The 13,790-nt window shown below is 65.0% G+C and carries 8 protein-coding genes; 3 read left to right on the top strand and 5 right to left on the bottom strand.

Going from position 1 to position 13,790, the window contains the following annotated elements; translation table 11 throughout:
- Positions 1-50: 50 nt before the first annotated feature.
- Positions 51-4,955, bottom strand: a complete 4,905-nt coding sequence (locus tag PVZ78_RS16740) for an alpha-2-macroglobulin family protein (RefSeq protein WP_273828968.1) — start codon at positions 4,953-4,955, stop codon at positions 51-53.
- A gap of 126 nt (positions 4,956-5,081) precedes the next feature.
- On the opposite strand from PVZ78_RS16740, the gene PVZ78_RS16735 reads away from it, so the two are divergent.
- Both PVZ78_RS16735 and PVZ78_RS16730 read left to right on the top strand, forming a co-directional pair.
- Positions 5,082-5,273: a hypothetical protein gene (locus PVZ78_RS16735; protein WP_138984938.1), complete on the top strand. Its 192-nt coding sequence runs from the start codon at positions 5,082-5,084 to the stop codon at positions 5,271-5,273.
- On the top strand, positions 5,261-6,607 hold the full coding sequence (locus PVZ78_RS16730; RefSeq protein WP_053268124.1) for an MATE family efflux transporter: 1,347 nt from the start codon (positions 5,261-5,263) through the stop codon (positions 6,605-6,607). The genes PVZ78_RS16735 and PVZ78_RS16730 overlap by 13 nt, the downstream gene beginning before the upstream one ends.
- 61 nt (positions 6,608-6,668) lie before the next feature.
- Here PVZ78_RS16730 and speA read toward each other — a convergent pair whose 3' ends face one another.
- The 4 genes from speA to PVZ78_RS16710 all read right to left on the bottom strand — a co-directional run bounded on the left by speA (position 6,669) and on the right by PVZ78_RS16710 (position 10,985).
- The gene (gene speA / locus PVZ78_RS16725; protein ID WP_009046779.1) at positions 6,669-8,582 is read right to left on the bottom strand and encodes an arginine decarboxylase; all 1,914 of its coding nucleotides are present in this window, start codon (positions 8,580-8,582) and stop codon (positions 6,669-6,671) included.
- Between the two features lie 222 nt (positions 8,583-8,804).
- A complete protein-coding gene (locus PVZ78_RS16720) occupies positions 8,805-9,176 on the bottom strand; it encodes a translation initiation factor Sui1 (RefSeq protein ID WP_007921638.1) in 372 nt (123 codons plus the stop codon).
- Positions 9,177-9,377: 201 nt separating this feature from the next.
- Positions 9,378-9,914, bottom strand: a complete 537-nt coding sequence (locus PVZ78_RS16715) for an NUDIX hydrolase (RefSeq protein ID WP_009046778.1) — start codon at positions 9,912-9,914, stop codon at positions 9,378-9,380.
- A 3-nt stretch (positions 9,915-9,917) separates the two neighbouring features.
- Entirely contained in the window at positions 9,918-10,985 is a 1,068-nt protein-coding gene (locus tag PVZ78_RS16710) for a DUF2333 family protein (protein ID WP_110176076.1), read from the bottom strand.
- 292 nt (positions 10,986-11,277) lie between these two features.
- On the opposite strand from PVZ78_RS16710, the gene PVZ78_RS16705 reads away from it, so the two are divergent.
- The gene (locus tag PVZ78_RS16705; protein ID WP_009041984.1) at positions 11,278-12,942 is read left to right on the top strand and encodes a response regulator; all 1,665 of its coding nucleotides are present in this window, start codon (positions 11,278-11,280) and stop codon (positions 12,940-12,942) included.
- The last annotated feature ends 848 nt before the right edge of the window (positions 12,943-13,790 follow it).

The following is a 13,790-nucleotide window of genomic DNA, read 5'->3' as shown; positions in this document are numbered from 1 at the left end:
ATCGCCGGCAAGCTCGCGCCTGGCGGGGCGAGCTTGCCGCAATCCCCTTCTCAACGCCCCTTGATCACCATCTCCGGCAGGGTTTCACCCACGGCCTGCCAGTTCGGCCGGTACATCGACTCCACTTGCGGCGGCGGCACACGATAGGTGCCGGGCGTGACCGCGCGTGCCAGGTACAGCAGGTGCGTGACGCTGTCGTAGCCGTCCAGGTTCAGCGCCGCCACGTAGCGGTCATCGCGGAACTCCTGGTGCTTGAGGCTGGCGTTCTGCATCGACTCACGCCATTCCTTGACCTGGCTGCTGGCGTTTTCCAGGCTGGCAGCGCTCTGCGCCAGGTTCTGGTTTTCCAGTTCCAGGCCGGCCGGCAGCAGGTCCACCACCAGCGCATCCGGCACCCGCTGCTTGGCGCTGACAGCCAGATGCACCAGCACCAGGTCGCCACTGCCCAGGGCCCGCAGGTCCAGCGGCTGGCCGTTCATTCCCAGGTATTCGCGACGAATGCTCAGGTTCTCGCCACCGGCCGGCGGCGCATGCTGTGGATAACCGGAAATGGTCAGTTGCTGGTACACCGGCTCGCTGCCTTGATTGCGCACCGACAACGGCGACGCGAGCAATGCGCCTTGCAGTTTCAGGCCCGGCTGGCCGTTGTTCAGCTCGCGACTTTCGGCGCCACTGCTCAGTTGCGCAGTCCAGTTGGCTTCCGGCTTGCCCAGCAGGCCACGGCCGGCGAGGAACAGCGAGTTGCGCTCTTGGGTCGACAGGTACGGGCTGGCCGCCAGTTGGTCGGACAGCTCGAACAGCCGTTCCTCGCGCTTGCCCTCGGCCAGGTCGTTCTCTTCCAGCAGCGCCAGGATCAGCGCCTGATCCCGTAGCGGGCTGCCATAGTCGGCCAGCCAGTCCTTGCTGTTGCGCGAGGCCGCAAGGCCGGCGGTCAAGGCCTGCTCGGCCCGTGGCTGGTCGCCCATTTTCTGCAGGGCGATGGCCAGTTGCACCAGCGGCAGGCCGGAGCGGGCATCGGTGCGCCGTTCGAACAGGCTGCGCAGCGCGCCCAGCGGCGCCTGTTGACTGCGCGCCAATACCAGCCCGGCGTAGGCCTGCACGGCAAAGCGCGTGTGCTCGGCATTTTCGCTGTAGTTGACCTCGATCAGGTTGCGCTCCTGCAGGTAACGCAGCAGGCGTTCGTTGGCCTTCTTCAGCGCCTCGGCCGGCACCGCGAAGCCCTGGTCGCGGGCCCGCAGCAGGAAGTCGGTGACGTAGGCGGTCAGCCAGTATTCCTCTTCGCCGTCTGCGCCCCACAGGCCGAAGCTGCCGTTATAGCGCTGCATGCCCAGCAGGCGTTCGATGCCCAGCTCGATCTTGCGCTTGCGCTCGGCATCCGGCTCGCCTTCCAGGCCCAGGCGTTTCAGGCTGACGGCATCGGCGTACAGCGCCGGGTACAGGCCGCTGGTGGTCTGCTCCAGGCAACCGTAGGGGTAGGCCTTGAGTGCGCGGATCTGCTCGCCGAGGTTCAACGGCGGCCGGCTCGACAGGCTCAGCAGCGCTTCGCGCCCGGCCGGTTCGAACGCCGCCAGCTCGCCTTCCGGCAGGCTCCACGGCTGATCCTTGAGCACCGCGCGGTAATGCCTGAGCAACGCCGGATAGGCCGGTCGCACCCCCAGGGTCCATTCGCGGCTGAACGGCGGCAGGCTCTCGCCGGGAAGATCCAGGCCATTGACCAGCACCTTGACCTTGCCCTGGCCGAAGCCGCCCAGCGCCCGCACCGGGATACGCAGCGTGGTGCGCTGGCCCTGGGTCAGTTGCACGCTCCGGTGGGTCTCGTTGACCAGCGCCAGCTGCCCTTCGGCGCTCAGTTGCACATCGAGTTTCTGCGCCTTGCCCGAGAGGTTGGACAGGTCCAGCGCCAGGGTAGTCTGGTCGCCGCCGGCGAGGAAACGCGGCGCCGACAGCTCGGCGATCAGCGGCGCGGCGATCACCGTCTTGCCTTCGGCCATGCCGTAGCGCTCGTCGGTCCAGGCCTGGGCCATCAGGCGCAGCTCGCCGTTGAAGTCGGGGATATCGACGCTGACTTCGCCTTCACCCTGTTCGTTGAGGGTCACCGGCGCGCTTTGCAGGGCGACGATGGTGACGCTGGTGTCCGGACGCTTGCCGCCCTTGGCCAGCGCCGCGTCACCACCGAAGGCCAGGCTGGCCAGGCGGCCCTGGCCGGCCTCGATCAACTGCCCGTAGATATCCAGCTGGTCGGCGCCATAGGCCTTGCGCCCGAACAGGCTGGAGTACGGGTCTGGGGTCGGGTATTCGGTGATGTTGAGGATGCCCACGTCCACCGCCGCCAGCAGCACATGAGCCTCTTTCGGCACACTGCCATCGGCGTTCTTCGCCTGGATCTTCACCTTGAGCGGTTGCTTGGGGCGCATTTTTTCCGGCGCAGTCAGGGTCAGGCCGAGCTTGCGCTGGGTGCGATCCAGCGGCAGGTGCAATACGCCCACCGCGCGTTTGGGGGTGATGTTGGCCTTGCGCTCGCCGGGGCGGATGACCAGCGCACTGACGTACAGGTCGTGGCGCGCCCACTTCGGATCGAGCTTGATCGCATAGCTCTTGCCCTCGGCCGGCACGTCGATTTCCTGCCACCACAGCGGACCGTCACTGGACTCCACCAGCAGGTAACCCTTGCCGGCGGCCGGCGGGGTCACCGTGACGTTGGCGGTGTCGCCGTCGCCATACAGCGGTTTGTCCAGCGCCAGCTTGACCTGGTCGGGGCGCACCGCGCCGCCTTCGGCGTTGTCCTGGGAGCGGTAGCCGGCCCAGAAACGCAGGCTGCTGACCAGCCCGGTCTGCGGATCCTCGACCTCGACGCGATAAGGGCCCCACTCCACGGGGAAGCTGACCTTCGCGGTATCGCCAGCCTTGATGCTCAGGGTCTGTTCGTCCTGGGTGAGGAATTTCTCGTTGAAGTGATAACTCCAGCCATCGCTTTCCGAATAGTTCCAGTAGTAGTCGCGGCGCTCGCGCACCAGGCGCACCTTGAGGTTGTCCGCAGCCAGCTTCTGGCCTTCATTGTTGGCCACCAGCAGTTCGAATTCGACCGGGCCATCGCCGTCGGTTTCCGTGCCGTCGAACAGCGCCCGCAGCCCCGGCAACCGGTCCGCCGGCCACACCGGCAGCACCACCCGCCGGGTGATCGGGCGACCGCCCGATTCCTGCAGGCTGCCCTGGACGATCAGTTGCAGCGGCGAACGGGCCCCGGCCCATTTGCTTTCCAGGGCGATCACTTCTTCGCCGTTTTCATCCAGCGTCGACTCCTCGATCTCCAGGTCCTGGCTCAGCTCTTCTTCGGTGATCGAGCCGAACTGGTAGCCCGGCAAGGCCTTGACCGCCTCGCGCAGCGGCCGCACGTAAAGCTGGCCGCTCAGGCGATTGCCGGCGGCCGGGGCGCCATACAGGTAACGACCGTTGACGCTGATCTCGACGGCCTCGTCCGGCTTGAGCGGTGTGTCGCTGCCCTTGAGTTCCAGCGCCAGGCGCTCGGGCAGGAAATCTTCCACGAGAAATTCGTACAGCTGCGGCTTGCCGTCGCCGAGGTCGAACACCAGCTGCCAGCGCCCGGTCGGCGCTTCGCCGGCCAGTTGCAGTTGGTACTGATACAGCCCCGAGGCATCGGCGTCCCAAACGAACTTGCGGCTGACCTGCTCATCCGGCCGGCGTACTTCGACGCTTACCGGCTGCGGCTTGACCGCATTGCCATCCTTGTCCCGCAGCAGCGCGTTGAGCAGCACGGTTTCGCCGGGGCGATACAGGTCGCGGGGGCCGAACACGAAGAACTGCAACGGATGGGGCTGTGGGCCGCCGATATTGAATTCGGCCAGGTCCAGGGCGGAGCCGTTCAAGCGCAGCAGGCTGGTCTGCTCGCCCTGGTGGGCCAGCAGCACTTCGGCTTTCTTCGGCAGCGGCAGCTCGGCATGGCCACCCTTCTCGGTCTTGCCCTGGCCGAGCACGCGGCCTTCGCCGTCCAGCAGTTCCAGGCTGACGCCGTCCAGCGCCTTGCCGCCTTCCAGGGCCTGGGTAAAGACATCCAGGTGGTTCTGGTAACGGTGCACCGACAGGCCGATGTCGCTGAGGGTGAACAGGGTCGCCGGTTGCGAATAGTTGTAGGTGCCCGAGGCGCGCATCACCGCCAGGTACACGCCCGGCTGTTGCAGCGGCTTGAGCCCGGCGATCGGCAGCAGCAGGGTTTCCCGGGTATTGCGCGCCGGGTTGAGGTCGAAGCGGCCGCCATACACCAGGTCGGCCATCGGCAGCAGTTCGCGGGACTCGTAACTGTGCAGGCTGTTATTGCGCCCCCACTGGGCGAGGAACACCGGCAGCGACTCAGGCTTGATGCGGAAGAATTCGACATCGACCTTGTCGACGTTCAGCGCGATCACCGGCAGGCCCTCGGCGAGACGGGTCGGCAACAGGGTGCCGCGGCTGGCGAAACCAACCGTGGCTTGCAGGTCGCGGGTTTCCAGGCGGCTGACGTATTCGGCGGCCAGGGTCGCGTCGTTCACTCCGCGCAGCCCGGCGTCGACGGTCAGCACCAGTTTGCGCTGCGGCTCCAGGTGGCGCAGGCGCAGTTCCATGAAGTTGTCCGACAGCTCCCAGGCGCCGTCGACCTTGCCGCTCTTGCTGTCCACCAGATGCAGCTTGTCGGCGAACTTCTGCTGCGGGTCCAGGGGCACCGAGAAACTCACCGACAGCGTGCTGGCCCCGTCGAGCTGCACCTCGGACACGTCCACCACGCTCAACTCGCGACCGGCGTAGCGTTGCTTGAGGACAGCGACATCCTGCACGGGCCGAGCCTTGGCCGCGGGCACCGCCGCTGTCGGAGCCGAAGTGGTCGCCGCCTTGTCGGAGGTCGAGGAATCGCAAGCGCTCAGCAAGGCCAGCGCACAGGCCAGGAACAATCCTTTGTTAAGCATGGGGCACTCATTGGCAGGAGTATCGAAGGGTTGAACTATATCTCACCGCCGTCTGGCTGGCTGTGGCGCAGCGCACATTGATCGATAGAGGGCCCATCACCCGCAGCTTCTTTGTAGGAGCGAAGCTTGCTCGCGATCAGCCGCGAAGCGGCGCTTGCGCTGCCTGAGCAGACCCGGAAGAACATGAGTGAACATGCCGACGCCAATCGCGAGCAAGCTTCGCTCCTACAGGATTTGCGGCGTGATTGGGGTGGCATGGCCGGCCGGGCAAGCAGCTACAATGCCGGCTCTCGCAAGGAGCCTGCATGTCCAGCCTGATTTCTGCCTGGCGCCACCGTCCGACCCATGGTCGGGTGTGGGCGCTGGCCGCGCCGATGATTCTTTCCAATATTTCCGTGCCGCTGGTGGCGCTGGTCGACAGCACCGTCATCGGCCATCTGCCCCACGCCCACCAGCTCGGCGCGGTGGCGGTCGGCGCCAGCCTCTATACCTTCCTGGCCTGGGCCATGGGTTTTCTGCGCATGGGCGCCACCGGCTTTGCCGCCCAGGCCGCCGGGCGCGCCGACGGTGCGGCGCTGCGGCAGATCCTGGTGCAAGGCCTGCTGCTGGCCATGGGGCTGGCCTTGCTGCTGGGCGCCATAGGCGTGCCGCTGAGCGGCGCGGCCTTGCAGTTGATGCAGCCTTCGGCCGAGCTGGACGAAATGACCCGGACCTTCTTCCATACCCGCCTGCTCGGGCTGCCGGCGGCGCTGGCCAGCATGGCCCTGGTCGGCTGGTTCCTCGGCACCCAGAACGCCCGCGCGCCGCTGGCGATCCTGCTGAGCACCAACCTGATCAACATCGCCCTCAACCTGTGGTTCGTGCTGGGCCTGGACTGGGGCGTGGCCGGCTCGGCCAGGGCCTCGGTGATCGCCGAGTGGACCGGCGCGCTGATCGGCCTGGCCATGACCCGCCCGGCCCTGCGCGCCTATCCGGGGCGGATTGCCTGGGCGGCGTTGCAGCGCTGGGCCAGCTGGCGACCGCTGCTGGCGGTCAACCGTGACATCTTCATTCGCAGCCTGGCCCTGCAATCGGTGTTCTTCCTGATCACCGTGCAAGGCGCGCGCCTGGGGGACGCCACCGTGGCCGCCAACGCCCTGTTGCTCAACGGCCTGCTGCTGACCGCCCACGCCCTGGACGGCCTGGCCCATGCGGTGGAGGCCCTGTGCGGCCACGCCATCGGCGCCCGCGATCGCCTGGCTCTGCGCCGTTCGCTGGTGGTGGCCGGCGGCTGGTCGCTGCTGGCCAGCCTCGGCTTTGCCGTGCTGTTCCTGTGCGCCGGGCACCTGTTCATCGAGATGCAGACCGATATCGCCGAAGTGCGCCAGACCGCCTTCATCTACCTGCCTTACCTCGCCGCCCTGCCGCTGATCGCGGTCTGGAGCTACCTGCTGGACGGCCTGTTCATCGGCGCCACCCGCGCCCGGGAAATGCGCAACGGCATGCTGCTCAGTGTGCTCATCACCCTGCCCTGCGCCTGGGCCTTGCAGGGCCTGGGCAACCACGGCCTGTGGCTGACCTTCCTGCTGTTCATGCTGGTGCGCAGCCTGACCCTGCTGGCCTTCGCCCTGGGGCTGCGCCGGCACGACGGCTGGTTCGCTCCGGCCCGCTGAGCCTTCCGGCGAGCATAAAAAAACCACCGCAAGCGGTGGTTTTTTTCGAACGGTCGACCTATCAGGAAGACAGGTACGACGAGCGGGTCAGGCCCAGACGCAGGGCGTCGAGGAACTGGGTACGCTCGCTGGCGCTGATCTTCGCGCTGGCCACCTTGTCGCGGTAGTGCGTCATCAGCTCTTCCGGCGACAAGTGCACGTAGCGCAGCATGTCTTCGATGGTGTCGTGGGTCTCGATGCCGGCGTGGTACACGGTGCCGTTCGGGTTCTGGTAGATGTTCACCGAGTCGGTATCGCCGAACAGGTTGTGCATGTCGCCGAGGATCTCCTGGTAGGCACCGACCAGGAACACGCCCAGCAGATAGTCCTCACCCTCTTTCAAACCATGCACCGGCAGGCTGGTCTCGATGCTCTGCTCGTCGACGTACTGGTTGATCTTGCCGTCGGAGTCGCAGGTCAGGTCTTGCAGCACCGCGCGGCGCAGCGGCTCTTCGTCCAGGCGATGCAGCGGGATGATCGGCAGGACCTGGTCGATGGCCCAGGTGTCCGGCAGGCTCTGGAACACCGAGAAGTTGCAGATGTACTTGTCGGCCAGCTTGTCGTTGAGTTCGTCCAGCACCTGGCGGTGCGAGCGCTGGCGCGCCTTCAGCGAGTTGTGCAGGCGCCGGCACACGGCGAAGTAGCACTGCTCGGCCAGGGCTTTTTCGGCCAGGGTCAGCTTGCCGTCGGCGTACTGGGCGGCCACGTCGCTCATGTAGTGGGTGGCGCGCCAGTAGGTTTCGGTGACCATCTCGATGTCGGTCGGGCCCAGCAGGTCGACCAGCCATTGCACGGTTTCCGGCAGGCTTTCCTTGTTCTCGATCAGCGGCACGTCGTCGTTGTGTTTCTCGACGTCGGTCACCTGCACCACCAGCATGGCGTGGTGCGCGGTCAGCGAACGACCGCTCTCGGAGAAGATGTGCGGATGCGGCAGGCTTTGCGCGTCGCAGAATTCCTTGAGCATGCCGACCACGACACCGGCGTAGTCGTCCATGTCGTAGTTGATCGAACTGGCGTTGCGCGAGTGAGTACCGTCGTAGTCCACGCCCAGGCCGCCGCCGACGTCGATGTGATCCACCGGCAGGCCGAGGTTGCGCAGCTCGCCGTAGTAACGGATGGCTTCCTTGAAACCGTGCTGGTAGTCCGCCAGGTTGGCGATCTGCGAACCCATGTGGAAGTGCAGCAGGCGGATGCCCTGGTCCAGGCCGGCGCTGCGGAAACGCTCGACCACCGACAGCAGCTGCGCCGCCGACAGGCCGAACTTGGATTTCTCGCCGCCGGTGTCGGCCCACTTGCTCGATGCCAGGGACGACAGGCGCACACGCAGGCCGACCTGCGGCTTGACCTTGAGCGTGGCGGCCTCTTCGATCACCAGGGCGACTTCGGACTCCTTCTCGATCACGATGAACACGTTGTGGCCCAGCTTCTGGCCCATCAGCGCCAGGCGGATGAACTCACGGTCCTTGTAACCGTTGCAGACGATGGTCCCGCCTTTCGGCGCCAGCGCCAGCACCGCCAGCAGCTCGGGCTTGGAGCCGGCTTCCAGGCCGATGGAGACGTTCTGGGTGGCGATGATGTTCTCGATCACCGCTTCCTGCTGGTTGACCTTGATCGGGTACAGCGCGGTGTACTTGCTCTGGTATTCCAGGCGCTCGATGTTGGCGTCGAAGGCACCGGTCAGCTGGCGCACGCGGTCCTGCAGGATATCCGGGAAGCGCACCAGCAGCGGCAGGGACAAGCCGCTCTTGCGCAGCTCCTCGACTTGTTCGAACAGGTCGATAGGCGAACTGTTCGGGCCGTTCGGACGAACTTCGACGCGACCGGCGTCATTGATCGCGAAATACCCGGCCCCCCAATGGCGAATCCCATAAACACTGCGGCTGTCCGCAACTGTCCATTGGCTGCCATCGTCTTTGCGTGTGCGTCGTACGGACATCGAAGTCCCCTATAAAGAAGTCATAGAGCGCCACCCCGGTCCGGGGCTGGCGCAGTCTAAAGAATGAAAATGACGATTAGCCTGCAACGAGGACGTAGACCTCGGTTACAGCGCTGAGTTTAGAAACCGGTCATGAACAGGCTCTGTGAAAACCATGAAGACGACGGCAAACCTGAATCGATCAGGGCTGCATCAAGTCGGGGGTGGTTTTCACAGAGGCTGCTAGCCGCCGGACTTCTTCGCCTTGAAACCGTGCTTGATCAGCTCTGCCAAGAGTAGCTCGACATGATCGCCCTGGATCTCGATGACGCCGTCTTTCAACGCGCCACCTGTGCCACAACGTTTCTTCAACGTGGTCGCCAGCTCCTTGAGCGCGTCTTCGGCCAACGGCACGCCGGTGATGGTGGTCACCGTCTTGCCGCCGCGGCCCTTGCTTTCGCGGCGCACGCGAGCAATGCCGTCGCCGGCAGGGATAACGGTTTGTTTGCAGATGCAGGCTGCCACCGGCTGGCTACAGTCCGGGCAATGTCGACCTGCGTCGGTGGAAAATACCAGGCCACCAAGGGCGGCGAAGGATGCGGCTTTTTTGGCCACCGGCAATCCTCTTGGGAGGACAAAGACTGGTCGAAGCACATGGCCTGTGCCATCGACCGCGAAGCCCCACTCAGGCAGGGGCAGCGCTACTGGACCGACCGCGCTTGTAAAGGCAGCGCCGGCTCAGCTTGAAAAAGGTCGCGCAGTGTAACGGCAAAAAGCCGACTTGCTAAGAGCCTAAGCGCGCCAATTTATACAACTTTAACGACGCCGCGCCAGATAGCGCTGCAAGGCCGCCAGGGAGTCCGGGCAATAGGGCTTTTCGGCGATTTCCCGCATCACTTCGTCGATCGAAATGAAGCGCGCTTCCAGCACCTCTTCCGGCTGCAGGCGCAAAGGCCCGTCCCAGACTGCCGAAAAGGCCGAACACCAGAGGCGATTGCCGGTGTCTTCGAAAAAGAAGTGGTCGTGGGCGGTCAACTCCACCCCGCTCACCCCCAGTTCTTCCTCCAGCTCACGGGCCGCCGACTCGGCGTAGCTCTCGGTGGCCAGCACCATGCCGCCCGCGGCCACGTCCCAGTAACCGGGATAGAGGGCCTTGCTCAGGGTGCGCCGATGCACGCACAGCTCACCGGCGGAATTGAACAGCAGGATATAGGTGCCGCGCCCGATCAGGCCACGCTCGCGCAACTCCGAGCGGGCCAGCGCGCCCAGCAACTGGTCTTCGCCATCGACCCAGGCGACTTGTTCGGCATCGGAGGCCGCGCGATGCGCGGCCTCATTGGAGGTAACCACCATGAATCAACCCTGGTTGAGCAATTGACGCAAGTCGATGACCGCCGCGTTGGCCCGGGAAATATAGTTGGCCATGACCAGCGAGTGGTTAGCCAGCACGCCAAAGCCGCTGCCGTTGAGAATCATCGGGCTCCACAGCGTTTCCTGGGACGCCTCCAGTTCACGGATGATCTGACGCACGCTGACGGTGGCGTTCTTCTTGGCCAGTACGTCGGCGAAGTCGACCTCGATGGCGCGCAGCAGGTGCGACAGGGCCCAGGCCTGGCCGCGCGCTTCGTAGAACACGTTGTCGATCTGCATCCAAGGGGTTTCCACCACCTCTTCGTCGACCTGCGGCGACTGGCCCGGCGCCGGGACTTCGGTTTTCAGCGCGGTGTTGAGCTTGACCCGGCCGACGCTGGCCGACAGGCGCTGGGACAGCGAACCCAGGCGGGTCCCGACGTCACCCAGCCAGTTGTTCAGGTTGTCGGCACGGGCATAGAACAGCGCGCTCTTCTGCTCCGGGTCGGACAGGCGTGCCTGGTAGCGGCTCAGGGAATTGATGCCTTCCTGGTACTCGGACTCGCTGGACGGCAGCACCCAGCTCTTGTTGTCGAAGTTGAAGCGTGGCTCGGCCTTGGCCAGGTCGGCGTCCTCGGCGGACTGCGACTGGGAGCGGGCGAAGTCCTTGCGCAAGGCGCGGGTCAGGTCGCGGACCTGCACCAGCACGCCGTATTCCCAGCTCGGCATGTTGTCCATCCACAGGCCCGGCGGGAAACGGTCGTTGGAGATATAGCCACCCGGCTTGTTCAGCAGGGTGCCGGCCACGGTCTTGAGGGTTTCCACCGTGGTGTAGCCCACGACCATCTGCTTGCCTTCCTTCTCGGCGGCAACCTGCGCGCCTTGCTGGACCGGGAACAGCGACGGTTCCTGGCTCCAGTACCAGCCCAGGGCACCGGCCACCAGCAGGTACAGGACCAGCAGGGTGCCCAGGGCGCGGCTGAACAGCAGGCCACCAAAGTAGCTGCGTGTCGCCGACTTGGGTTCGGCAGCACGATCCGGCGCGCTGCCCGCGCGGTTCTTCCAGTCCAGCATGGCTATATCCTTTCAATCACTTGGGTTCATCGGTTCGACCACAACCCTGCTCCATCGTGCCTCGAACCGAGCGGATTAAAAATCATCCACCGCGCAAGACGCCACATGCCGGGTGCATATCGAGCGGCCACTATAAATGAAGCACAGTTCAGAACCTATGCGACCAGTCGGTCGGGAACTGAATAAGGTCGCTTTGCAGATTGTTGACGTACGACACTCGTACAATCCATAAGAGGTGCTAGCATAGAGCCACCAGTCGATCTCAGCATGCACCCTAACTAGTAGTCAGGATATGACCGAGCCAGAAGACCCCAGCCGTGAGCGCCTCAAGCACCACTTTGCCCAGCGGGTAATTCACCAGGCTCGTCAGATCCTCGAGATATGGCAGCGCCTGCAGCGCAGCGAATGGTCGACCGCCGACATGTCCGAACTCAGCGAGGCCAACCTGCGCCTGCTGCGTTTCGCCGAACGCTTCGAGCAACCCGAACATACCCAACTGGCGCGCAGCATCAGCGATTCGCTGGAAGCGGTGGACGCCAACCGCGGGCGCCTGAGCAGCGGCCTGATCACCGACCTCAACCGCCTGATGCAACGCCTGTCGCGCACCGGCCTGCGCCATGGCGACCAGTTGGAACAGACCTTCCTGCCGCCCCTGCGCAAGCCGATCTACGTGATGCTGCAAGATCACGATCGCGGCGAGCGCCTGGCCAAGCAGCTGGAATTCTTCGGCCTTAGCGCCCAGTCCCTGGACAGCATCGCCGCGTTTCGCGCCTCGATGGTCGAGCGTCTGCCCGCGGCGATCGTCATCGACGTCGATTTCTGTGGCAACGGCATGGGCCTGCAACTGGCCGCCGAAGCCCAGGAAGGCCTGGAGCAGAAGCTGCCCCTGCTGTTCTTCAGCCTCCACGAAACCGACACCCCGACCCGCCTGGCCGCCGTGCGCGCCGGCGGCCAGGAGTTCCTCACCGGTACCCTGGAGGCTTCGAGCCTGCTGGAGAAGATCGAAATCCTCACCTGCGTCGCCCAGTATGAACCCTATAAAGTGCTGATCATCGACGACTCCCGCGCCCAGGCCCTGCACACCGAACGCCTGCTCAACAGCGCCGGGATCATCACCCGGACCCTGATCGAGCCGATCCAGGCGATGGCCGAACTGGCCGACTTCCAGCCGGACCTGATCATTCTCGACATGTACATGCCAGCCTGTACCGGCACCGAACTGGCCAAGGTAATCCGCCATAACGACCGTTATGTCAGCGTGCCGATCATCTACCTGTCGGCCGAAGACGACCTGGACAAGCAGCTGGACGCCATGAGCGAGGGCGGCGACGACTTCCTGACCAAGCCGATCAAGCCGCGCCACCTGATCACCACCGTGCGCAACCGCGCCGCCCGCGCGCGCAACCTCAAGGCGCGCATGGTGCGCGACAGCCTCACCGGGCTGTACAACCACACCCATATCCTGCAACTGCTGGAAGACTGCAGCTTCCGCGCGCGCCGCGAGAACAAGCCGCTGAGCTTCGCCATGCTCGACATCGACCACTTCAAGCGGGTCAACGACAGCCACGGCCACCCCATGGGCGACCGGGTGATCAAGAGCCTGGCGCTGTTTCTCAAGCAGCGCCTGCGCAAGACCGACTTCATCGGCCGCTACGGCGGCGAAGAGTTCGCCATCGTCATGCCCGACACCGACCTGGAAGCGGCCTGCAAGGTGCTGGATGAAATCCGCCAGCGCTTTGCCGAGATCCACTACCCGGCCCAGCCGCAGGACCTGTGGTGCACCTTCAGCGCCGGAGTGGTCGAGCTGCGGGAAGATTCCGACAGCCTGATGATGGCCAGCCAGGCCGACGAAGCGCTCTATCGCGCCAAGGACAGCGGACGAAATCGCGTCCAGGCGGCGCGCCATCAAAGCGCCACTTTTTCACCGGAATCCACCGATTCGGTCATAACCCTGTAATACAAACGCAATAAATTCAGGCACTTACCATTCAAGTCGTTGGTAGAACGCAATGCGCCTGAAGCTGCTGACCAATCTCAATACCCTGCTATTAGTTGCCGTTTGCCTGGCCCTGGGCGCCACGCTCTGGTGGTCGCAACGCGCCCTCGAACGCCCCTATCTATTGATGGAGCGCTACCTGGGGTTGTCCCAGCAGTTCCAGAACCAGGCGGCGCGCAACATCGTGGACTACCTGGCCAGCGGCGACGCCCTGCGCCTGAGCAGCGCCAGCCAGGCCATCGAAACCCTGCAGGCCCAACTCGACGAACTGCCCGCGGAACTGGCGCAAAGCCTGCGCCCGAGCCTGTCGGGCCTGGCCGAATTCAGCAAGACCGACCTGCTGGCCGCCGGCAAACTGGCCGGCGATCCACAGGCGCTGCTGCTACAGGCCGAGCGCGAGCTGGGGGCCAGCCTCGAACAATTGAGCCAATACGCCACCGGAGCCGCCAGCAACCCGAGCGCCGCGACCTACCTGCCGCTGCTGCTGAGCGCCTCCCAGCACCTGGGCAAGCTGTCCCTGGCCCGGGAAAAACTGGTGAGCAGCGGCCGCAGCGAGCTGGCCGCCGACGTCGAGCGCGAAGTGAGCAACATGCGCGTCCAGGCCGAGCAGCTGGACGTCCTGCCCTTGCTGGGTGTCGCGGCCAGCAACGAGTCGAATACCGATGACTTCGCCGCCATGATGGGCCTGGAGAACACCGAGAAAGCCGCCGCCGAAGACGCCGGCATCGGCCTCAAGCGCGAACTCAACAGCCTGCTCGGTCGTTACCCCGCCGAGCTGAACCGCACCCGCGAGCAGATCCAGAAACGCG

Origin of the sequence: Pseudomonas sp. SBT1-2 (assembly GCF_028640875.1) — a bacterium.
Lineage (GTDB): Bacteria > Pseudomonadota > Gammaproteobacteria > Pseudomonadales > Pseudomonadaceae > Aquipseudomonas > Aquipseudomonas chlororaphis_I.
The sequence above is the reverse complement of the archived record's forward strand: the minus strand, read 5'-3'. Positions and strand labels throughout refer to the sequence as shown.